We start from the raw sequence: 21273 nt of genomic DNA, 5'->3' as shown, positions 1-21273 counted from the left end.
ACGCCGGTCCTATTCCAAGTCGTGCTGTCACACGGACCTCGGACACGCCGGTCCGGATTCATGCGGATGCCAGCGTCCGTCACTTGCCCGACCGCCGTTGCGCCTCCGCCACGATCGCATCGCCCGACGTGATCGTGACTCCGGGCAACTGCGCCTCCGACAGCCGCCAGGTCGCCACCGGCGCCTGGATCAGCCGGAGCGGCCAGTAGCCGCCGAACACGAAACGGTCACCGCCGATGGTCGCCACCAGGTGCGCGAAGTGGTCCTCCGGCGGCCCCCAGACCCACGCCCAGTCCCAGAAGCACCGCGCCTGCTCGGCCGGCGTCAGCGACCAGTGCACCTCCTCGATCAGCTCACGGCCCGCGCCGCTCACCACCACCTGCACCCGCGCATCGGCGCGCACGATCGCCCGCACGTGCGCGGCCGTGAGGTCACCCGCAGAATCCATGGGGTGACGCTGCCGGAGGTCCTCGAACCGCACCGTCAGCTGGAGTGCGAGGCCCCGGTCCGCACAGGCCACCGCGAGCTGCGCCAGCGCCGGTGCCCCTGCCCCGATGCCGAGCTGCATCGGGTAGCTGCGCACCGAGGGTGCCCCGCGCCGCACCGCGTCATCGAGCCCGCCCTGCCACCCGGGCCAGTCCGGCCGGATGGTGGGCGACGGGAGGAGGAGACCGTCGTATGGTGCCAGCTGGGCGTACAACCAGGCGTTCGACGGGCCCGGGTCGCGATGCCACACCGCGGGCAGCGCCCCGACCCACGCCCGCGCAATCCCCTCGCGCGCCAGCACCCGCACCAGGACCTCGGCGTCGGGATGCGGCAGCTCGCGGAACGGGTAGGCCCCGATCCAGGCACTCACGTCGACCGGGAAGTGCACCGGCGTCATGGCGTGCCTCCTGCGAGCCCGAAGCTGCCCGCCGGGAAGATCCGCACGGCGTTCCGCCAGCAGACGTCGTCGAGATCCGCCTGCGGCATCCCGATCACCTCGAGCGCCTGCAGCTTGGCCAGCCCGGTGCACAGCGTGAGGTCCGCCGCCCAGAGCAGGCGCTGGGGCCCGATCGCCGCGAGGTACGCGTCGAGCATGCCGCGATCGACGCCGCTGCCGCTGGTGTCGGGGTAGACATTCGGCACGCCGCGGATCACCTCGATGGTGTGGGCCCAGTCACCGCCGCCCCCGATGTGAGCGAGGATGAAGTTCGTCCGCGGATGGCGCACGGCCAGGCGGACGAGGTCGACCGCGTCGCTGGCCTCCTGGCCGCCCCACTCGCGCTGGCGGTGCTGCCAGATGTGATGGAGCACCGGCAGGCCGTGCGCTGCCGCCGCCGTCGCCACCGCATCGACGAGTGCATCATCGGCGCGCCGGCTGGCACTCAGCTTCACGCCGATGGCTCCCGCCCTCACCCCCCGCGCGATCTCCGCCAGCGCATGTGCGGTGTGATTCGGGTTCACGTGCACGAACGCCCGCACGCGGCCAGGCTCCGCAGCGGCGATGGCATACATGGCGTCGTTGCCCGCCACGACGTCGGTGGGCGACGCGAAATAGGTCGGGGAATTGCGCCCCCAGCTGCCGAGGATCGACGCGACATGGCAGGTGATCCCCATCACCTCGCCGGCATGGAGGCGCGAGTCGTTGTACCGTGCGAAGTCGGCCCGGCTACCCGCCCAGTGGAAGTGCGCGTGCGCGTCGATGAGGTGACGAGGTGCCATGATCACTGGGTGAGCGCGCGGTGGAACGCCTCGCCGACTTCGGCGACGTCGGCGGGGAGCATGGCAGTGGTCGCGAACTGGTACGGCCCACGCTTCGCCAGCACGCCGGCCGTGCGCAGCGCCGCCAGCGTGCGATCCTCGGTGTCCTGGTCCGGCCAGCGGATGATGAACATCGCGTCGTGCCCGACGGTCCGGAGTTCGCGACCGGCATCCTGCGCCGCCCGTGCGATGACCTCCCGCAACGCCCGTCCGGTGTCCGCGAGCGTGGCACACACGGGGAGTGCGTCGTGCCGGTCGAGCACAGCGTGCGCCGCAGCGAGTGCGGTCAGCTCCGTGGCCAGTGTGCTCGAGATCCACGTGCGTTCGGTGGCCGCCATCACCTCCGCACGTCCCAGCACCGCGGCGAGCGGATAGCCGTTGGCCAGCGCCTTGCCGATCACGGTCAGGTCCGGCGCCACACCGAGCCCGGCCTGCGCGCCACCGGGATCGATCCGGAATCCGGTCTTCACCTCGTCGAAGATCAGGACCGCGCCCAGCCGGTCGCAGTGCGCGCGGAGGTCACCGAGCCAGTCCGGATCCGCCATCGTCTCGACGATCGGCTCGACGATCACGGCGGCCACCCGGTCGGCATGCCTCGCGAAGGCGTCGTGCCAGGCTGCCCGGTCATTGAAGGGCAGCGGCATGTAATCGGCATGTGCACCGACCGGTACGCCGGCGGAGTCGGACCACCAGTCGAGCCAGCCGAAATAGCCGCTGCCAAGGACCCGGTCGCGTCCGGTGTGTGTCCGCGCGATGCGGATGGCGGCGGCACACGCCTCGGCGCCGGTCTTGAGGAAGCGCACCTGCTCGGCCGACGCGATGCGCCCGCACAGGCGTTCCGCGAGGGTCACCTCGTCCACATACGAGAGGCCGGCGACCGGCCCACGCCGTGCCGCGACGGCCACGGCGTCGGAGACCCCGGGATCGGCGTAGCCGAGCGCCACCGCGCCGAGGGCGGAGGTGAGGTCGATGAGCCAGTCGCCGCCCGCGGTGCGGATGCGGCAGCCGCGGGCCTCGGTGAGGTGGGTCGGACCCTCGTGCGCCGGCCCGAACAGGCTGGCGGGGCGCTTGCTGCCGGTGGAACTGCCACCGGGGATGACGGCAGTGGCGCGCGCGCGCCAGTCGGGCGTCATGCCCCGCCGTCCGGCTCTCCGGTGGTGTCCTCGCTTCCGCCACGGTCTGCGTCCGCGTCGGAGCCGACGGGAATTCCCGGAATGCCGCTCGACGGGGGCTCGTACATGTCGCCGGCGAGGGCCGCCTTGAACGATCGGCGCGTCTCGCGCTCCAGCGTGCGCTCGACCTCGATCGCCATCGACTTGACGAGCTCCATCTCGCGGGTGGCCGGTTCGGCACGCGAGACCAGGGAGCGGACTGCGCGCATCACGTGTTCGGGGTTCCGCGTCTTGAAGAAATCGAGCAGGTCCAGGGCGCGATGGATGCGCTGGATGGTGAGCTCACGATTCTCCACCGTCGAGGCCGGCCCTTCCTTCCGGCGCCGCGGCGGCATTCGCGTGGCATCTCCGGCGGCGAGGTGTAACTCGTAGGCACCAACGAGGATAGCCTGCGCCAGGTTGAGTGACATGTGCTCGGTCGTCGGGATGCAGACGACGGCCGTACTCTGGTCCAGCGCCTCGTTCGGCAGGCCATGATCCTCGCGGCCGAAGAGCATCGCCACCGGGCCGTCGGGGACGCGCTCCAGCGCCGCCGCGGCCATCTCGCGGGGCGTGATCACCGGCCAGCGGACGGCGCGGTGCTTGCCCGCGAAGGCGTAGACGGCCACGCAGTCGTCGAGGGCGTCCCGGAGTTCGTCGACGTGCCGGATGCGGCCGGCAAGGTCGCGCGTGTTGTGCGCGATCCGCTCCAGCTTCTCGGGGTCGTAGCGCATCGGTCGCACCAGGACGAGGTCGTCGAGCCCCATGTTCTTCATCACGCGGACGGTCCCCCCGATGTTCACGGGGTCCTGCGGTTCGTGCAGGACGACGCGGATGTTGCGCAGCAGGCTCACGGATGCTCGGGTTCGAAGAGGACGCGGACGGCGCGGTCAGGAGGCTGTCGCGCTCCCCGAAGATAGGCGGTCTCCCCCTCGCGTCCGCCAAGCACGAGCTGCCCGCGACGTCGCTCGCGGCCCGGCGGGCAGTCGTTGACGCAGACGCAGAAACTGAACTCGGGGGCCGATGGCGGGCATGGCAGCGAGAACACGACCTGCACGGTGCTCCCCTCCAGCGACCAGGCAGCCTCGAGGCCGTCGAGATTGCCGTGCACGGCGGTGAGGCGGACCATGTCACCGGCCGGCACGGCGAGCGCCCCGTTCCAGGTGATGCCGTCGACCAGCGATCGCCAATGGAGCTGCACGCCATCGCTGTTCACATCGCTGAGCTCGTTGTCGAGCGGATTCTCGTCGCGGGCTGGCGCGAAGTGCGGCGGACGGTTGAACTGCGCCGCGACGGTGATGATGAGCATCCCCGCCTGCAGGCCGGTCACGAAGACCTGGGCAGTGGGCTGTCCGGCGAGGTGCCAGGGCACTTCGGTCTGGCGGTACTGGGCCTCGCCGAGCGTGATCGCCACGACGTTCTGCCGCGAGGTCCGGACGACGGCGACCGACTCACCGGCGGTGCGGGTAGCCCGCGCCGGCGCGGCAGGCCGGTCACGCACGCCGCCGAGTTCGCACGAGAATTCGTGCACTGTCACCGAATTGCGGCTGGTGCTGATGCGCCAGCCGGTCGCGGTGCGACGATGCGTCGTGACGGACTGGTCGGCGCAGGTGACGGTGATCGCACCGTCATCGACGCCGACATCGGCGATGGCGCCCGGGGAGGCAAAAACGCGCAGGCTGCGACCGGCACGGCCGGACTGGCGGAGGGCAACGAGGCCATGCGCGCTGCCGGCCGGCGGGCCGATCGTACCGGCTGACCAGAGCAGCGCGTCGGTGGCGCTCCAGATCGAGCAGGTGAACGTCAGCGCGCCGGGATCCGCGGGGCCACCGGCCGGCGAGGGCAGGCCGCGGAGCACCAGGGAACTGTGAGTGCCGGCCGGCAGCGCGGCCTGCTGCGGGTCAACCAGCCACTCGGTGCGATGGGACGGTGCGGCTGCCCACGTGATTCGCGGGTCGGCAATGCGCTGCGCCTGCATCGGCACGTCGACGACGACGTCGCGAGCCGAAGTCCAGGTGAGCTCGTCGATGACGTACCCGTCCAGCACGACTAGCGTTCGTACGAAGGTCACCGCGCTGCGCGGGTCCGTGAACTCCGCCGACACCCAGCCGGCATCAGCCTGCTCGTCGTGCGCGAGCAGCGTGCCGTGCGCCTCGCCCTGGTCACACCCATCCACCATCGGCGCGTTGTGGGCCAGGGAGCTGCGATACCATGCGAGCGTGGGCGAGGTGTAGCTGCCGGTGCCGACGTCGTCGAGCCAGCGCGACTGCCGGGTGGCGATGACGACGTTGAGCCGGTCGGGATGTCCGTGTCCGTCGCCGGGGTCGCCGTAGTCGAGCCCAACCCAGAACGCGCCAGCCCGCCGTCGGAACACCGCAAGCCCCTGCCCCTCCAGCAGTTCGGAGCGCAGCGCGGCATCCTCCAGTGGCGGCAGGGCGGGCACTGCGAGCAGCAAGGCGCGCCAGCCACAGTCGGCGCGCGTGAGCCGCAGGCCTGGCTGGTTGCGTTCCGCGTCGGCCGTGGAGTGGGCCCGCCCGGTGTCACCCGGCGACGGCCAGTCGGCATACAACATGGCGAGCGCGGCGCGCAGCGGCGGCGTGTCACGGCGCGCGAGGCCGCACTCGACCCAGTCCGCCGTCCGGTACTGGCGCAATGCCACGCCGTACTGGCTGTCACGCCGTGCGGGGAACGTGCCGTCGGGCAGCATCGTGCGGAACGGCACGGCGAACCCGCGCTCGAAGCGCTCCAGCAGTCCCGCCGGGACCCCGATGCCGGCACGCTCGGCGAGCGTCACACCGGAGAGGAGTCCGCGATGCGCGAAGAGGTGGTAGTTCTCACCCTCGTACCAGCTTCCATCGTCGTGCAGCCCCTCGCGGATCAGCGCCACCACCGACGCACCCGCGCGGTCGCGCATGGCGGCGTCATCGAGCAGGTGTGCCGAGGCGAGCAGCGCGGCAGCATGCCAGACCTGCCGGTTGCTGCGCCCCTCGTCGAACGACGCGATCAGCGCCGACGATGGCGCGACGAGCCGGTCGAGCGCCGCCGCGTGGAGGGCCGTCGCACCACCGGCGGCTGCCATGCGCAGGTCGAGCGCGATGGCGAGGTGCAGCAGCCAGATCGACTCGAGATAGGTGCTGAAGAACGGGCGCGTGGGGCCGAGTGCGTTGTCGCGGTTGGGCCACTGCAGGTAGCGCGCGGTGTACGCCTCGAGGATCGCGTCGGCGCGCCGGGCGGCGAGGTCGTCGTCGCGCAGGAACGCCAGTGCTGCCGCCCGCGTGCACTGCTCGGCGGTCCAGAGGTGCGCGTTCATCAGCCACCATTCGTGGTGCACCCTGTCGTCGTACACGGTGCCACACTGCGGACACGCATGCGCGAACGGCCGCCGCGGGTCGAACGCCAGCAGCACCGTGCAGCGCGCGCATCGCCCCCCCTGCCGCGTGAGGCGGGACTTGCCGGCCGGCACCGGCACGTCGAGCGCCGCGTGCAGTTCGCGCTGCAGCGACCCGGCGAGGCCGCCGAGCGCGTCGGGATCGCGAAGGAACTCCCGGCGCCCGCAGAGGGCTCGATGGTCGAGAAAGAGGCTCACCGGTCGGCAGGTGGTGCGAGGGTCCAGCGCGCGGCGGAGTACAGCTCACCGCGCAGGTCGATGGTCACGTGCTGCAGCCGCCGCGTGAGTCCCTGGACCCCGCGCGAGTGGAAGACCACGGTGCCCGGCACGCTGTCGGCGAGGATCCGCCGCACGCCGGCCCAGGCGGCGCGGTGGGCAACGGTGTCGGAGCTGGTCCGCAGCGTGCCGAACAACGGGCCGAGGGCGGCGGGCCTGGCGGCACCAAGTTCCAGCGCACCGCCGGCGGCGGCGGGATCGAAGAGCGCCCCGAGCTGACTGCGCGACGGATCACCGGCGACACCGGTGTACACGGCGCAGTGCGACGGAGCGCGCACGCGGGCGTTCGCCAGCAGCGCACCCATGTCCCGGGTGGCGATGCGGAGGTCGATGCCGCGGGCGCGCAGGTCGGCCTGCATGAGCTGCTCGACGGGATTGTCTCCCGTGCTCACGGTCAGCATCTCGATCACCAGCGGTGCCGCGCCGCGCCGTCTCGTGTCCTGCCCCGTACGCGTCCATCCGGCCGCGTCGAGCAGCGAATCGGCACTGGCGGGCTGCGCTGGCGTGGTGTCGGACGCGAGATCGGCGCTGGGTGCGGCACTCGGCACCCCGAACCCGCCGATGCCGGCGTCCACGATCCGGCGACGGTCGAGCGCAAGGCTGATCGCACGACGTACCCGCACGTCCGAGACAACAGCGCAGGCCGGGTTGAACAGGAGCCAGTTGCTGAAGAACGTGGGGTAGTCCAGCAGGCGCAGCGTCGGGTCACGCCGCACCAGCGCGGCGGTGGCGGGATTCACGCCGGCGATGTCGAGCGCGCCGCTCACCAGGCCGGCCACCTTCGTGGTGGCCTCGTCGATCACGGCAACGACCAGCGTGCGCGTGGCCGCGACACCGCCAAGCCGCGCCGGGAAGGTGTCCACGCGCTGCAGCACCCAGCGGCGGCCGGCGTCACGCTGCACGACGCGGTACGGGCCCGAACCGACGGGTGCGACAGTGAAGCGGTCACGTCGCAGGGCTTCCGGGGCCACGCCGTGCAGGCGGTGTTCCGGCAGGACGGGCAACTCTGCCAGCACCAGTGGTACGTCGGCCTGCGGGCGGGCGAAGGTGATGACGAGTGAGTCGCGCCCCCGGGAGTCGAGCCGGGTGATTGCCTGCAGGTCGCCACGGCGCGCGTATCCGGTGGCGGGATCCAGCGCGCGCTGGAGGGTGAAACGTGCATCGCCGGCGGTGACGTGAATCCCGTCGTGCCAGCGCAAGGTCGTGTCGACGAGCATCACGAGCTGCGTGCGGTCGGCGGACCAGCTCCACGACCGTGCTGCCCAGGGTTCCGGTGTGAGCGTGGCCGAGAGCCGCGTCAGTGGCGTGAAGACGAGATAGCGCTGCACCTGGCGCGAGAGTGGATGCACGGTGGTGAGCGGCTGCATTCCCTCGAGATCCGTGCCGGTCGCGATGACGATGGTGTCGGCAGACCGGGCGCTGCCGGCACAGGCAGCGAGCAGCATTGCCGCGGCCAGCCTTCCCGCCCGGTTGGCGGCACCACGTCCGCGGGCGATCATTGAGGCGTGGCCCACCTGCTCCGCCGCTCCGGCACCGCGCTCGTCCTGCTCTGGCTGGTCTGCACGCTGACGTTTGCGCTGGTGCACGCGGCTCCGGGTGATGCGGCGCTGCTCCTGCTGCCGCCAGAGGCGGACGCGGCGACGCTGGCGCGACTGCGCACGGAGCTTGGCCTGGATGCCCCGCTGGTGCAGCAGTACGCGCGCTGGCTCGGGAATATCGCGCAGGGCGACCTCGGGACCAGCCTCGCCACCGGACGCCCGGTGGTGGAGCGGCTGGCCGAGGCGCTGCCGGTGTCGCTGGGGCTTGGCGCCGCCTCGCTCACGCTGACGGTGCTGCTGGGCGTGCTGGTGGGCAGCACACAGGCGCGCCGCGCCGGGAGCGGCGTCGACACGGGGCTCACGATCCTGAGCACGACGCTCTACTCCGCGCCGACCTTCTGGCTCTCGCTGGCGTTCGTCGCCGCCGTCACCGTCGGCGCCTCGTCACTGGGCGTGCCCCCCGCGTGGCGCCTCCCGGCGTTCGCGATGCGTGACCCGGGGGTGCTCGATCCCTCGGCGGCGCCGCTGGACCTGTTCCGTCATGCCGTGCTGCCGGTGCTGGTGCTGACACTGACCGGGGCCGCCGGCGTGGCACGCTTCGCACGCGCCGCGATCGTCGAGGCCGCCCAGGGCGAGCATCGCCGCACGGCGCTGGCAAAGGGCGTGACGGCGACGGCGGCGTGGCGCCATCACGTCGTGCGCGTGGCGCTGCCGTCGATCGCGGCGCTGGTGGCGCTGGCGGTGCCGGGCATCGTGGCCGGCTCGGTGTTCGTGGAAGGGGTGTTCGCGTGGCCGGGCATGGGGCGGCTGCTGCTCGGTGCCGTCGCGCAGCGCGACCATCCCGTGATCCTCGCGGTGACGCTGCTGTATGCCGCAGTGGTGATCATGACGAACCTGCTCACCGACCTGCTGCTGCCACTGCTCGACCCGCGCCGGGGGCGTGCATGAGCGTCGGAATCCCGTTCCGCGTCCGCGTGTCACTGGTCGTGCTGGCCGTGCTGACGCTGGCGTGCACGCTGGGCCCGCTGCTGCAGCGGGACCCCACCGCAGTCGGCGACGTGCTGTCGCTGCGGTTCCGCGCGCCGCTGACGGCGGACGCCGGCGGGTGGCACCTCTTCGGCACCGACGCCTTCGGTCGTGACGTGCTCGGACGGCTGCTGCTCGCCGGCCGCCTGTCGCTGCTGGTGGGTGTGGCCGGCGCGGTGTTGAGCGGCGTGGTCGGCACCGTGCTCGGTGCGGTGGCCGGGTGGAGGGCCGGCGTGGCCGACACCGTGATCACCTCCGCCTCCGACACACTGCAGGCGATCCCGCGGCTGGTGCTGCTGCTGGCCTGTGCCGCGCTCTGGCGACCGGGGATCCCGACGCTGGTGACCGTGCTGGCGCTCACCGGCTGGATGGGCGTGGCGCGGCTGGTGCGCGCCGAGGTACTGGGCCTGGCGGGGCGCGACTTCGTGGCGTCGGCCACGGTGCTCGGCGCGTCATCGTGGCGGACGCTCACACGGCACGTGATCCCGAACGCGGTCGCGCCGGCGCTCGTGGCCACGACGCTCGGCATCGGCAACGCGATCCTGCTGGAGAGTGGCCTCAGCTTCCTCGGGCTCGGCGTGCAGCCGCCGGCGCCGAGCTGGGGCAACATGATCGCCGGGGGGCGCGAGCACCTCGTGACGGCACCGTGGGTGGCGCTGGCGCCGGGGCTGGCGGTGGTGGCGACGGTGACGGCGGCGACCCTCGTCGGCGACTGGCTGCAGGCGCGTGCGGCGGGGCGTTCGGCGGCGGGGTGACGCACGCCCTGCCCCGGGTGCTAGCGTTCAGCATGGCCGACAGCCTCCGCGCGTTCGCCCTGACCCTGCTGCCGTGGCATGCGACGTTCGATGCCGCCGCGCTGGTGTTCGTGGTGGCCTACCTGTCGGCGCAGGTGGCCTTCTGCCTCGCGCTGCGTCGCATGGCGATGCACATCCCCGGCCCGGAGCGGATGTGCAATCCCCTGGGACTCTGGCTGCTGGTGGTGCCGGGCCTCGGCGCGGTGGCGAGCTTCGGCATCCTGCACCATGTCTGGCACTCCGCGACCGCCGCCACAGCGGCGCACCACGTGCCACCGCCGCGCGGGGTCGTGCTGGGCTTCGTGGTGCTGTACGGCGTGAGCCGGCTCGCCATCCTCGTCCCCGGGCTGCTCGTGCCGGCGCTGCTGCTGCAGTCGCTGGCGGCCACCGGGTTCCTGCTGCGTCTCGGTGCGGTCGCGCGCCTGCTCCGCACAGAGGACATCGCGGTCGTTTGACGAGCGCGGCCCCGCAGCGGGGCTGCCGCGGTCAGCGCACGAGCAGGGTCACGACACCGTTCGGTGGCGCCTCGAACCGGATCCGGCTGCCGGTGCCGGTGAGCGCGATGCCCGGCGTCTCGTCGAGCCGGGAGAGGCGCACTTCGGATGCCGCGCGCGGGAGGTGCCACACACCGCGCACGGCGGCATCACACTGGTTGATGCAGCGCAGCACGAGCCACTGGCCATCTTCGCTGCGCCGCGCGGCACTGAAGGCGAGCCCCTTCCCCTCCAGGGTCAGCCCCTCGCAGGCATGCAGCAGCGTGCCCACGCCGCGCAGCGTGTCACCGGTGATCGGGTGCAGCACGTCGTCGGCCGTGGCCTCGAGCATCGCCTGCGCGGCATCGCGGTCGGCGGGGAGGATCACGATCGCGAAGCGCGCCTCGAATGGGCCGCGGCACTGCGCCATCGGCGTCGGCAGCGGCCAGCCGGCATGCCCGGGCCGCTCGACGACATCGCGTCGCGAGAGTTCGCCGACCGCGCGCAGCAGCGTGATCGCGAGGTGCCCGCCGGGCAGCAGCTCGTACTCGGCCAGCCCATCGCTCACGATGCCCAGTCCGTACGCCTCGCCCGTGAGGTGGAGCCAGCGATGGAGCGGCGCCGTCGGCAGGCGCTGCTCAGGGCTCCACTCGCGCGGATCGCGGTCCACATGCCGCCGCTCGATCGCACCGAACGCCGCATCGGCGATGACGCGATCGGTGTGGATGCTGCCCGGGAGCGGGAGGATCCAGCGCAGGCGATGATCCCCCGCCCGGTTGTCGCCCCGGATCGAGACCTCGATCCACTCCGCCCCCGCCTGGAGCGCGACGCCCGCCGTGACCATCACCTCGGCCGCCTCACGCGAGGGCAGGTCGCGGGCGACCGGATCGGTGGCCGGCGCGATCGCTGTCGCCGGTCGCTCGAATGCTGCCGCCAGCTCCCATTCCACCCGAAGCGGACCGCGCACCTGCATCTTCGGCGCCGACCAGTGCGACACGACCGGTGCCCCACGCAGGGACGGCGTGTAGGTGTCGCCGGCATCGGTGGTGCTCTCCAGCCAGCCCACGGCGTTCACGCGCGCCCCGGTGCCGAGGTGCGTCGCGACGAGTCCCTGCATCGTGGAGCTGATGCGCCACGCCGCACTGCTCAACTCGGTGTCGGAAGCCCGCACGCGCGACTTCACGGGCGTGGCCTGCACGAGGGCGGAGAGCTCGGCGAGCATCACCGGCTGCACGCCGTAGCCGTGCACCGGCGGCACCCAGGCCAGCACCTCGGTCACCCGCACGACGGCGTTCCGCGGGTAGTGCTGCGACGACTCGACGCGATCGAACTGCCGCGTGCGCTGCACGAGCTGCAGGTGCTCGTCACCCGACCAGCCGATCGGCGCTGCGGGCGGATTCACCCGTGCTCCCGACCGCGCGGCGCTGCCGGGACCGACGGGATCCGCGATCACGGCATCCACCAGGCGCAGGCGGGCCACGCCGCCGCGTGCCCGTGCGGCCGGATTGCGCAGCACCAGCGTGGGGCGCCAGTTCGCCTCCAGCTCCCGCTGCTGCGCGCCGTCGTACCCGACGAGGGCGCCCAGCGCATCCTCCCGCACCGCCTCGGCGAGCACACGCGCGTCGGCCCATCGCTGGTCGGCCGCGCGCGCGATGTCGTCGTGGCAGCAGCCGCAGAGCGTGTCGTGTGGCTGTGCCGAGAGGAGCATGCGCCAGGCGGCGCGCACACTGCCCTGCCGCCAGCCGCGGGTGAACCACGCCAGCGCGGCCCACGGTTCCGCCTCGCGCACCAGCAGGCGCTCGACCTGCGCGTTGGTGCGCTTCTGGTAGGCGCGGGTGGCGAAGGTGCCCTGGAGGGACCAGGTCCAGCCGCTCGAGTCGCGCAGCTCGCCGGTCACGACCGGCAGTTCGACCCCGGTGGCCGCATGCCGCAGCCGATGTGCGAACGAGGCGAGCGTCCCGGGAATCACGTCGTGCGGCTCGGCGACGCGGGCCAGCGTCGCCAGCGCCGCGCGCCGCTGCTCCTGGCGGGCGTGATGGTCGGCCCCGTTCGGCAGCAGCGCGATGCGCAGCGGATTGTTCCCCAGCACCGCGTCGCGCATGCTGCGCCAGCGGAAGCTCGCGGCAGAATCGGCGACGGGGAGCGACGCGCCGATTTCGTAGCCGGAGGGCGGGAGGTGGTACAGCACCACCCCCGCGCCGCCCGGGTGTGCCCACCAGGCGACGGTGCCATCCGGGTGCTCGGGACCGCCGAAGCCCCGCCACACGATCGCCGTGTCGAGGCCGAAGCCGTGGGCGAGCACCGGTCCTGCGCCGCTGTGCCCGAAGGCGTCCGGGGAGTAGAGGACGGGCGGAGGTGCCCCCCCGGCCTCGCGGACGGTCCGGGAGCCCTCGAGCAGGTTCCGGACGAGCGCCTCTCCGCCGGGCAGGAGCAGGTCCGGGAGCACGTACCAGGGCCCGGCCTCGATCTCACCGGCCCGGAGGGCGGCGCTCAGGTGCTCCGCACGTTCGGGGCGCATCGCGCGGTAGTCGTCGAGCACGATGGCCTGCCCGTCCAGCAGGAAGGGCAGCCCGTCGCGGTCGTCCAGCAACGCATCGACGAGGGCGGCCAGCCGCTGCTGCATCCGGCCGAGGGGGTGGTACCACTCGCGGTCCCAGTGCGTGTGGGACACCACCACCACCGTATGGGGGGCGTGGGTGTCCATGGTGGTGGGCGAGGGTGCGGTGGATCGGCGCGGCGGTGTCACGGTACGGCAGAGTAGTCGGAGGTCCCGTTGTGCGGACAGCCCGCACCGGTGATTTTCCGCCCGTCGGCGGGTGCCGTCGCGCGCCATCCGCCGCCGCATCGACGCGTCGCGGTCCGGGGCTTCCCCCGGGTCCTGGCGCGTTCTTCATGTGATTGACCCCGGACCAGATGGAATTCCTCCAGGACCTGTTCTCGCGCCTCCGTGACCTGCCGGAGCTCGTCCGCTGGGCGGGCACCGTCGGCATGATGCTGATCATCTTCTGCGAGACCGGCCTGCTGGTCGGTCTCTTCCTGCCGGGCGACTCGCTGCTCGTGACGGCCGGGCTGCTGGGCGCGACCCGCCCGGAGTTCGGCATCCACGTCTGGTCGCTCGGATTCCTGCTGATGGCGTCGGCGATCGTCGGTGACAGCGTCGGCTACCAGATCGGCCGATTCACCGGTCCCAAGCTCTTCACCCGACAGGACGGGCTGATCTTCAAGCGGAAGTACCTGCAGCGGGCCCACGATTTCTACGAGAAGCATGGTGGCAAGACGGTCATGATCGCGCGCTTCGTGCCGATCGTGCGCACGTTCGCACCGGTGCTCGCCGGCGTCGGTGCGATGCCCTATGCCCGGTTCGCGGGCTTCTCCATCTCCGGGAGCTTCCTCTGGATCTGGAGCATGCTGATGATCGGATACGGCCTCGGCAAGACGATACCCGGTGTGGCCCAGCACGTCGAGAAGGTCATCCTGGCGGTGATCCTCCTGTCGGTGATGCCGGGGGTGCTGAGCTGGTGGCGCGAGCACCGCAAGGCGAAGGCGCAGGCCTGATCGCGGCACTCCGGCCGGGCCTGCCTTGGCACCGGCACGCCCGGCACCGGGCTTAGTTTTCCTGCAGCACCCATGCCTCATTCCGTACGCTCTTCCGGAGACTCCATGGCATTCACCCTGCCAGCATTGCCGTATGCGCTCGATGCGCTCGAGCCGCACATCGACGCCACCACGATGGGCATCCATCATGGCAAGCATCACCAGGCCTACGTCACCAACCTGAACGCCGCGATCGAGAAGGCGCCAACCCTCACCGACACGCCGCTCGAGGCGCTGCTCGCCGACCTCGCCGGCGTGCCCGACGCCGTGCGCGGCGCCGTGCGCAACAACGGCGGCGGCCATTGGAACCACTCGCTGTTCTGGGAGATCATGGCGCCGCACGCCGGTGGCGAGCCGACCGGCGACCTGGGCGCGCTCGTGACCTCGACGTTCGGCGGGTACAGCGCGTTCCGCGACCAGCTCAAGGCGGCGGGCGTGGGCCGCTTCGGCAGCGGCTGGGCGTGGCTGATGCACGATGGCGGCGCACTCTCCATCACCAGCTCGCCGAACCAGGACAACCCGATCATGGACGGGAAGCGGGCGGCCGACATCCTGCTCGGCGTGGATGTGTGGGAGCATGCCTACTACCTGAAGTACCAGAACAAGCGTCCCGACTACCTCGATGCCTGGTTCAACACGATCAACTGGGCGAAGGTGGGCGAACGCTTCGCCGCGGCGAAGGGCTGAGCCGTCCCCCCCTGCTTCGTGAACGACACGATCCCCCGTCAGGCGCGCCTGACGGGGGATCGTCGCATGCGGGTGCCAGCGTGGCTCAGCGGGCGATGATGGCGTACCCGATGGCGTGGATGATCGCGAGCACGGCGGCCTTCTCCTTCTCGACCCGGCCGATCACGAAGACGCCGATCCCGACGAGCACCGAGCTCCAGATCACGAACGGGTCGGCCAGCGCCCCGAGCTTGAGCAGGAACTTGTTCGCATCGGCGGACATGAACCGCGCCACGCTGGTGGCGAAGGCGTACTTGCTGGTGACCGTGGCGGTGTCGAGGAACAGGCCCTGCACCCCGACCACGGCACGCCCCAGCACCTCCGGGAAGTTGGCCAGCACGCCGACCGTCACCCCCTGCGCGAAGTTCAGCTTCCCACCCATCATGTTCCCGAGGAGCATGATGATCACGCCGGACACCCACGCCGAGATGACCAGCATGACCGGCAGGATGTAGACGACGAGCGCCTTGAACTTGCCGGCGAACGCCTTGGCGGCCGCGACCTGCTCCGCCGTCATCTTCTGCCCGCCCTTGGCTGCCTGCTCGGCCATCGCACGCGAGAACTCCGCGTCCGCCACCGCCTCGTTGAACTGGATCGACAGGAAGTAGATCGCCACCGAGACGGCGCACAGGATGAGCAGGGGGATCCAGTACTTCCCGTCGCGGCGCCGCTCGAAGACCTGTCGTGGCGCGTAGAAGATGTCGAGCGCGTCCTCCCAGGAGCCGGCGTTCGCGGGCGCCGCCTGCACCGGCTGCGTGTCCATCGGGACCGGGTCGCTCATCGCGCTGCCTCCCCCTCGAGATAGGTGTAGCCCTCGAGGCCCGCGATGTAGTCCGCGATGAAGGCATTGGCCTCGGTGCGAGTGATGCCGCTGGCATTCTGGACCTTGCGGCGGAAGGTCGCAAGCAGGTTCGGGGCGTGGAACTGCACGTAGTTGAGGACCTCGGTGACGGTATCGCCGTGCACGATGTCGCTGACCACGTAGCGCCCGTCCTCTGCCAGCTTCACGTGCACGGCGTTGGTGTCGCCGAACAGGTTGTGGAGGTCGCCGAGGATCTCCTGGTAGGCACCGGTGAGGAAGATGCCGAGCACGTAGTCGTCGTCGTCCCGCGGCACGTGCAGCTCGAGGCTCGGCCGGCCGTTCCGGTCGCCGACGAAGCGGTCGATCTTGCCGTCGGAATCGCAGGTGACGTCCTGCAGCGTGCCCATGCGGTCGGGGCGCTCGTCGAGGCGGTGCACGGGCATCACCGGGAAGAGCTGGTCGATGGCCCAGTGGTCGGGGAGCGACTGGAACAGCGAGAAGTTGCAGAAGTAGCGGTCGGTGAGCGCGGCCTCCACCTCGGCGAGGATGTCCTCGAACTCCTCGGTGTCGTCGCGGACGAGGCGCTGCAGCCCGTTCATGATCCCGAGGTGGAGCTGCTCGGCGATCGCGAGGGAGCGCAGGTCGAGGGCGTCGGCGCTGAAGTACTGCCGGGCGCGGTCCTTGTCGAAGCTGGCGTCGTGCGCGATCTCGCGCACCTTGCGCGGCTTGAGCTCCTGGCCGCTGTGCACGGTGTGCCAGTCCTCGAGCATTTCGTGGAGCAGCGTGTGGTCGTCGTCGGTGAGCTCCGGCATCATCGGCACGGTGTTCGTCTCGACGTCGATGACCTTCACCAGCATCAGCGCGTGGTGCGCGGTGAGGGCGCGCCCGCTCTCGCTGATGAGGTTCGGCATCGGCAGCTCGTGCTCGCGACAGGCCTCGGCGATGGTGTAGACCACGTCGTTGGCGTACTCCTGCGGGGTGTAGTTGACGCTCGCCTCGGCGGTGCTGTTGGTGCCGTCGTAGTCCACGCCCAGGCCACCGCCCACGTCCACGTAGGTGACGTCCACACCCATGCGGCGCAGCTCCACGTAGAAGCGCGCGACCTCCTGCAACCCCGCCTTGATGTAGCGGATGTCGGGGATCTGGCTGCCGAGGTGGAAGTGGATGAGCTTGAGGATGTCGAGCCGGCCCAGCGCCTTCAGCTTGTCGATCAGCTTGACGAGCTGCGCGACGTTGAGGCCGAACTTGCTCTTCTCGCCGCCGCTCTGCGCCCAGCGCCCGAATCCGGCCGAGGCGAGCTTGATGCGCACGCCGGCGGTCGGGACGACGCCCAGCTCATCGGCCACCTCGAGGAGCACGTCGAGCTCGGAGAGCTGCTCCAGCACGATGAACACCCGGTGCCCCAGCTTCTGGCTGATGAGGGCCAGCCGCATGAACTCGTGGTCCTTGTAGCCGTTGCAGACGATCAGGTGGTCGGTCTTGTCGGTGAGCGCGATGACGGCCTGCAGCTCGGGCTTGGAGCCGCACTCGAGGCCGACGCCGTACGGCTGGCCGAACTCGTGGATCTCCTCCACGACGTGGCGCTGCTGGTTGACCTTGATCGGGAAGACGGTGGTGTACTTGCCGGTGTACCCGTACTCCTTGATCGACGCCTCGAACTCCTCGCTGAGCTGGTGCACGCGCGAGCGCAGCAGGTCGGAGAATCGGAGCAGCACGGGCATGGCGACCCCCTGCGCCTCGAGGTCCTGCGCCAGCTCGAAGAGGTCCACCTCGCGATCGGGGTGCTCGCGGTCCGGCCGGACGACCACGTGCCCCTTGGCGTTGATGTCGAAGTAGCCGCTGCCCCACCCCTCCACGTTGTAGAGGGCACGGGCGTCGTCGATGGTCCACGGCGTGATGGCGCCGGGCGCGGCGGGCGTCGGAAGCGGCAGGGTTGTCATGGGCGGAATTCTAGGGCATGCCGGGAGGCGGGGGTATGCTTGGCGCCTCGCCACCTGCGGGCTCAGGTGGGCAGCGCGCGGTAGCGTTGCAGGTAGCTGGTGTCGATCCGGGTCTTGAGCCGCTGCGCCCACCGCGACTCGAGCGCGACGCCGTGCCATCGGAGCAGCGCACAGCCGTCGCCGGTGCTCAGCAGCGCGAGGAAGTCCGGCTGCGGCGCGAAGTGCACCCGCGCCGTGTCGCCGCGCATGGTCGCGAGCACGTTCGCCGCCAGCACGGGTGCCATCCGCACCGCGTAGACACCGGCGCGCGCCGTGCGACCGGCATCGCGCAGCGTGACACAATCCCCCCCGCCCCAGGCGGTGCCGTCCCCGTCGAGCTGCAGCGTGCGCGATGCGAGCGGATAGCCGCCGGCGTCGCACGGCAGTCCGCTCGCGCCGAGCCAGGGGTGCGCAGCGGGCCCGGTGACCCAGGCCGTGGCACAGGTGGCGAGTGTCTCCTCCCGGCCATCCACATCGACCTCGATCGACCCGGGATGCACGCGCAGCACACGGGCGGCGCGGACGCTGATCCCACGATGGGACAGGGCCAGCGCGGCACGCTCGCGCGCTGCCGTCGCGAAGCCCGGCAGCGGGAGACCGCCGCCGGCGCCCGCATCGACGATGGTGATGCGGGGCAGGCGCCCGGCACGCATCACCCGCGCGCGGATCGCGAAGGCGATCTCCACACCCGCGGCGCCGCCACCCACCACCGTCATCGCGAGGGCAGCGCCATGTGTCGTCTCACGGATCCGCTCGTCGATCCGGGCCATCAGTGCGAGCGCCTGCACGAACGGTCGCACCGGGTGGGCGTGCGCCGGCACTCCCGGCACATCCAGGCCGGCCGGCACGCTGCCGACGTCGAGTGACAGGATGTCGTAGCCGATCGTGCGCCCGCCCCGCAGCGTGAGGCTCCGCGACCGGGCATCGAGGGCCGCAACCGCGTCGACGGCAACCGAGATGCCCGCCGCCCGTGCGATCGCGCCCACCGGGATCTCGGCCGCGGACGCCGGCTCCAGGCCCGCGATGACCGCCGGCAGCATCCCGCTGTAGTGGAACGCCGGCTGCGGGGTCACCAGCGTCACGTCCCAGCCGTCGGGAACGCCGTGCGACAGGGCGGCGAGCAGGTCGAGCTGGGCATGGCCGGCACCGGCCAGCACGAGGTGGCGGCGGCTCAGGCGACGCACCGGCGGGCGAGGGAGGATGCGGCGGCTGGCATGGCTGGAGTCTACGCACGCCATCCCGCCACCGGGGAATCGTGCGAGATTTCCCACGGCCGCGACAGCCCGGGCGAAACCACGCGCTCCCGTTTCCCGTCCTGACGACAGCACCTGATGACCAGCCTCCCCGCACCCCAGCCTGCCGATCCGACGATCCCCGACGCCGTTCGCACGGCGTTCGACATCGTGCGCCCGTTGGGCCAGGGCGGGATGGGCTCGGTCTGGCTCGCTCGCGACCGCCTGCTCGACCGCCTCGTCGCGATCAAGGTGTTGCTCACCGGCACGGCCAGCGATGCGACACGCGAGCGCTTCCTGCGGGAGGCCCGCACGGCGGCGAAGCTCAGCCATCCGCACATCGTGCCGGTGCACCGCGCCGACGAGGCGAACGGGCAGGTCTGGTTCAGCATGGGGTTCGTCGAGGGCGAGTCGCTCGGCGACCGCATCCGCGAACGCGGTGCCCTGCCGGTGGCCGACGTGGTGCGCCTGCTCCGCGAGACGGCGTGGGCCCTCGCCTACGCGCACGCCCGCGGCGTGATCCATCGCGACGTGAAGCCCGACAACATCATGATCGAGCGTGACACCGGGCGTGCGATGGTGACGGACTTCGGCATCGCGCGCGACCTGCGCACCGCCGAGGCGCGGCTGACTGCCGACGGCAGCGTGCTCGGCACGGTGTTCTACATGAGCCCCGAGCAGGCGAGCGACGACCCGCTGGACGCACGCAGCGACGTCTACTCGCTGGGGGTGGTGGGATTCCACGCACTGAGCAACCGGCTGCCCTTCGAGGGGTCGCCCAATGCGGTGCTGGTGTCGCACGTGACCAAGGCCGCACCCTCGCTTCGCAGCGTGTCGCCGATGGTGCCTGGTCCCATCGCAGCGGTGATCGACAAGTGCCTCGCGAAGGAACCGGGGAGCCGGTGGGACAGCGCGGAAGCGCTGGCGGATGCCCTCGGCAAGGCGCTGGACGAGGTGGTGACGGCCGAGCGCGGAGCGGTAGCCGCGACCGGCGGTGAGGTCATCTCGGAACGTGATGCCGCCGCCGTCTGGCAGCGCGCGGCCCAGCTGCAGGCGGAGGCCGCGCGGCGGATGGAGAAGAGCGTGCACCTCGCCGCCCCGGCGGACGGGTCGGCGACCGTGCCGACCGACACGTACCGGGTCCGCGACGTCGAGGCGGCCGCGGTCGAGGCGGGGATCTCGCGGCAGTTCGTCGCCATCGCGCTGGCGGAACGCACCGCGGCCGCGAGCCACGGTGCGGTGGCCGTCGCCGCGCTCAGCGACCGCGACGAGCGTCGCCTGACGCTGATGTTCGGCACCAGCGACCGGAGCATCAGCGCGTCACGCACACTGCGGGTGTCACCGAAGGTCGCCCTGCAGCTGATCGGGCGGGTGTTCACCGCCACACCGTTCCATCTCAAGGTGCGGGAGACGGTGAACGGCCACCCGCTGGACGGCGGCATCCTGCGCTTCGACGTGCCGAACCTGTATCAGGCCATGTCGGACGGCCGCGTGGGCAGCGGTGGTTTCAGCCGCAACGGCGCGCTGATGTACCGGTGCGCGCAGCTCGAGATCGGCGTGCTGAACGTGACGCTGAAGGCGCGCGGCACCGCCGCGGCGCCGGAGTGCGAGGTGGTCGTGACCGGGGACCTCCGCGCCGGCTATCGCAAGCAGCTGAAGGCGATCACCTGGTCGGCAATCGGGAGCGGCGGCGGGTTTTTCGGCGCCGCCATCGGCATCGGCACCAAGGTGCTGGGCGGCCTCGCGCTGGCATCCCTGCCCGCGCTGGCCATCGGCGGCCTCGTCGGCGTCGGCGCCATGTACGGCTACCGCGCCATCCTGCGGAAGGCGATGCACAAGGGGCAGGAGGAGCTCGACACGATGCTCCTGGCGCTGCAGCAGAGCTTCGAGAGCCAGGCGCTGTTCGGTGAGCTCCCGGCACCCGCCTCGGCGAATCGCCGTGATGGCGACGATGCGGCGATGCTCGCCGCCGTCGTCACCGTCGTGACGTGACCGAGCGGTCACCGGGACGGTACCTTGCGATCGACGACGGATCGCGGGCCAGTCGTTCACCGAAGAGGCGCGGAGCACTCGCATGACACCTTTCCAGCCCGGCCGCAGGACTGCGCAGGCCATCGCCGTCAGCCTCGTGCTGCTGCCTGCCGCATGCTCGTCGTCCCTCGAGCCGAGTGACGTGGGACTGCGGCTCACGTCGGCGGTGACGGTGGGCACCACGGCGCAGCAGCTCCAGGTCGCTGCCATCATCGAGAACCGCACCGACGGCACCTTCCGCAGCGCCGGCTGCCTGCGTCCCGAGCTCGTCATCGACAGCCTCACGCCTTCCGGCACCTGGGTGGTGCTCGACGCGCGCCAGCTCGACGACCTCGCCAGTTGTGCGGCGCCGTTCAACGTGGCTCCGGGCACCTCGCAGCCGTTCCAGACGGCGTTCGTGCGCAGCGACACTGCGGCCCGCTTTCCGCGAGGGGTGTCCCTCCGGCTGCGCGCCGTCCCGGTGAGCCTGGGGAACGCCCCTGCCGTCCGCTTCGCCCTGCCCTGAGGCCGGCGCGCGACG

17 protein-coding genes are annotated in these 21273 nt (G+C 71.5%); 7 read left to right on the top strand and 10 right to left on the bottom strand.

Annotation, left to right across the window (positions count from 1 at the left end):
- Window positions 1-79: 79 nt before the first annotated feature.
- The 6 genes from IT355_09280 to IT355_09255 are packed head-to-tail and all read right to left on the bottom strand — an operon-like array spanning window position 80 to window position 8072.
- Window positions 80-883: a hypothetical protein gene (locus tag IT355_09280; GenBank protein MCC7053449.1), complete on the bottom strand. Its 804-nt coding sequence runs from the start codon at window positions 881-883 to the stop codon at window positions 80-82.
- On the bottom strand, window positions 880-1704 hold the full coding sequence (locus IT355_09275) for an amidohydrolase (GenBank protein ID MCC7053448.1): 825 nt from the start codon (window positions 1702-1704) through the stop codon (window positions 880-882). The genes IT355_09280 and IT355_09275 overlap by 4 nt, the downstream gene beginning before the upstream one ends.
- A gap of 2 nt (window positions 1705-1706) precedes the next feature.
- On the bottom strand, window positions 1707-2876 hold the full coding sequence (locus IT355_09270; GenBank protein ID MCC7053447.1) for an aminotransferase class III-fold pyridoxal phosphate-dependent enzyme: 1170 nt from the start codon (window positions 2874-2876) through the stop codon (window positions 1707-1709).
- Entirely contained in the window at window positions 2873-3748 is an 876-nt protein-coding gene (locus tag IT355_09265; protein ID MCC7053446.1) for a hypothetical protein, read from the bottom strand. Before IT355_09265 ends, IT355_09270 begins: the two co-directional genes overlap by 4 nt.
- On the bottom strand, window positions 3745-6480 hold the full coding sequence (locus IT355_09260; protein ID MCC7053445.1) for a heparinase II/III family protein: 2736 nt from the start codon (window positions 6478-6480) through the stop codon (window positions 3745-3747). The genes IT355_09265 and IT355_09260 overlap by 4 nt, the downstream gene beginning before the upstream one ends.
- On the bottom strand, window positions 6477-8072 hold the full coding sequence (locus tag IT355_09255) for a hypothetical protein (protein ID MCC7053444.1): 1596 nt from the start codon (window positions 8070-8072) through the stop codon (window positions 6477-6479). The genes IT355_09260 and IT355_09255 overlap by 4 nt, the downstream gene beginning before the upstream one ends.
- Between IT355_09255 and IT355_09250 the strand changes: the two genes are divergently transcribed.
- Genes IT355_09250 through IT355_09240 form a run of 3 tightly spaced genes read left to right on the top strand, consistent with a single transcriptional unit; the run spans window position 8064 to window position 10371 of the window.
- Window positions 8064-9044 carry an ABC transporter permease gene (locus IT355_09250; protein MCC7053443.1) on the top strand — a complete coding sequence of 327 codons (981 nt, stop codon included), beginning with the start codon at window positions 8064-8066 and terminating at the stop codon, window positions 9042-9044. The two genes, IT355_09255 and IT355_09250, sit on opposite strands and share 9 nt — an antisense overlap.
- Window positions 9041-9877, top strand: coding sequence for an ABC transporter permease (locus IT355_09245; protein MCC7053442.1), 837 nt, complete (start codon window positions 9041-9043; stop codon window positions 9875-9877). Before IT355_09250 ends, IT355_09245 begins: the two co-directional genes overlap by 4 nt.
- A 32-nt stretch (window positions 9878-9909) precedes the next feature.
- A complete protein-coding gene (locus IT355_09240) occupies window positions 9910-10371 on the top strand; it encodes a hypothetical protein (protein ID MCC7053441.1) in 462 nt (153 codons plus the stop codon).
- Window positions 10372-10402: 31 nt separating this feature from the next.
- On the opposite strand, the gene IT355_09235 is transcribed toward IT355_09240, so the two are convergent.
- Window positions 10403-13093 (bottom strand): hypothetical protein, encoded by a 2691-nt coding sequence (locus IT355_09235; GenBank protein ID MCC7053440.1) that lies wholly within the window; start codon window positions 13091-13093, stop codon window positions 10403-10405.
- 209 nt (window positions 13094-13302) lie between these two features.
- Between IT355_09235 and IT355_09230 the strand changes: the two genes are divergently transcribed.
- Window positions 13303-13944, top strand: a complete 642-nt coding sequence (locus IT355_09230; protein MCC7053439.1) for a VTT domain-containing protein — start codon at window positions 13303-13305, stop codon at window positions 13942-13944.
- A 105-nt stretch (window positions 13945-14049) separates the two neighbouring features.
- Window positions 14050-14670 carry a superoxide dismutase gene (locus IT355_09225; protein ID MCC7053438.1) on the top strand — a complete coding sequence of 207 codons (621 nt, stop codon included), beginning with the start codon at window positions 14050-14052 and terminating at the stop codon, window positions 14668-14670.
- Between the two features lie 85 nt (window positions 14671-14755).
- On the opposite strand, the gene IT355_09220 is transcribed toward IT355_09225, so the two are convergent.
- The 3 genes from IT355_09220 to IT355_09210 form a co-directional block, all read right to left on the bottom strand.
- The gene (locus IT355_09220; protein ID MCC7053437.1) at window positions 14756-15490 is read right to left on the bottom strand and encodes a YIP1 family protein; all 735 of its coding nucleotides are present in this window, start codon (window positions 15488-15490) and stop codon (window positions 14756-14758) included.
- On the bottom strand, window positions 15487-17451 hold the full coding sequence (speA, locus tag IT355_09215; protein MCC7053436.1) for a biosynthetic arginine decarboxylase: 1965 nt from the start codon (window positions 17449-17451) through the stop codon (window positions 15487-15489). Before speA ends, IT355_09220 begins: the two co-directional genes overlap by 4 nt.
- Before the next feature lie 62 nt (window positions 17452-17513).
- The gene (locus tag IT355_09210; protein MCC7053435.1) at window positions 17514-18728 is read right to left on the bottom strand and encodes an FAD-dependent oxidoreductase; all 1215 of its coding nucleotides are present in this window, start codon (window positions 18726-18728) and stop codon (window positions 17514-17516) included.
- A 93-nt stretch (window positions 18729-18821) separates the two neighbouring features.
- Between IT355_09210 and IT355_09205 the strand changes: the two genes are divergently transcribed.
- Window positions 18822-20714 (top strand): serine/threonine protein kinase, encoded by a 1893-nt coding sequence (locus tag IT355_09205; GenBank protein ID MCC7053434.1) that lies wholly within the window; start codon window positions 18822-18824, stop codon window positions 20712-20714.
- Window positions 20715-20796: 82 nt separating this feature from the next.
- Window positions 20797-21258 carry a hypothetical protein gene (locus tag IT355_09200; GenBank protein ID MCC7053433.1) on the top strand — a complete coding sequence of 154 codons (462 nt, stop codon included), beginning with the start codon at window positions 20797-20799 and terminating at the stop codon, window positions 21256-21258.
- Window positions 21259-21273 lie beyond the last annotated feature (15 nt).

The sequence above is a fragment of the Gemmatimonadaceae bacterium genome (genome assembly GCA_020851035.1).
GTDB lineage: Bacteria > Gemmatimonadota > Gemmatimonadetes > Gemmatimonadales > Gemmatimonadaceae > JACMLX01.
This window is presented reverse-complemented; position numbering and strand designations above follow the sequence as displayed.

Coding starts and splice junctions, on each gene's coding strand:
- IT355_09270 (MCC7053447.1), bottom strand. CDS start 2,876: ATGACGCCCGACTGGCGCGCGCGCGCCACTGCCGTCATCCCCGGTGGC.
- IT355_09275 (MCC7053448.1), bottom strand. CDS start 1,704: ATGGCACCTCGTCACCTCATCGACGCGCACGCGCACTTCCACTGGGCG.
- IT355_09200 (MCC7053433.1), top strand. CDS start 20,797: ATGACACCTTTCCAGCCCGGCCGCAGGACTGCGCAGGCCATCGCCGTC.
- IT355_09220 (MCC7053437.1), bottom strand. CDS start 15,490: ATGAGCGACCCGGTCCCGATGGACACGCAGCCGGTGCAGGCGGCGCCC.
- IT355_09245 (MCC7053442.1), top strand. CDS start 9,041: ATGAGCGTCGGAATCCCGTTCCGCGTCCGCGTGTCACTGGTCGTGCTG.
- IT355_09240 (MCC7053441.1), top strand. CDS start 9,910: ATGGCCGACAGCCTCCGCGCGTTCGCCCTGACCCTGCTGCCGTGGCAT.
- IT355_09210 (MCC7053435.1), bottom strand. CDS start 18,728: ATGGCGTGCGTAGACTCCAGCCATGCCAGCCGCCGCATCCTCCCTCGC.
- IT355_09235 (MCC7053440.1), bottom strand. CDS start 13,093: ATGGACACCCACGCCCCCCATACGGTGGTGGTGGTGTCCCACACGCAC.
- IT355_09205 (MCC7053434.1), top strand. CDS start 18,822: ATGACCAGCCTCCCCGCACCCCAGCCTGCCGATCCGACGATCCCCGAC.
- IT355_09230 (MCC7053439.1), top strand. CDS start 13,303: ATGGAATTCCTCCAGGACCTGTTCTCGCGCCTCCGTGACCTGCCGGAG.
- IT355_09225 (MCC7053438.1), top strand. CDS start 14,050: ATGGCATTCACCCTGCCAGCATTGCCGTATGCGCTCGATGCGCTCGAG.
- speA (MCC7053436.1), bottom strand. CDS start 17,451: ATGACAACCCTGCCGCTTCCGACGCCCGCCGCGCCCGGCGCCATCACG.
- IT355_09280 (MCC7053449.1), bottom strand. CDS start 883: ATGACGCCGGTGCACTTCCCGGTCGACGTGAGTGCCTGGATCGGGGCC.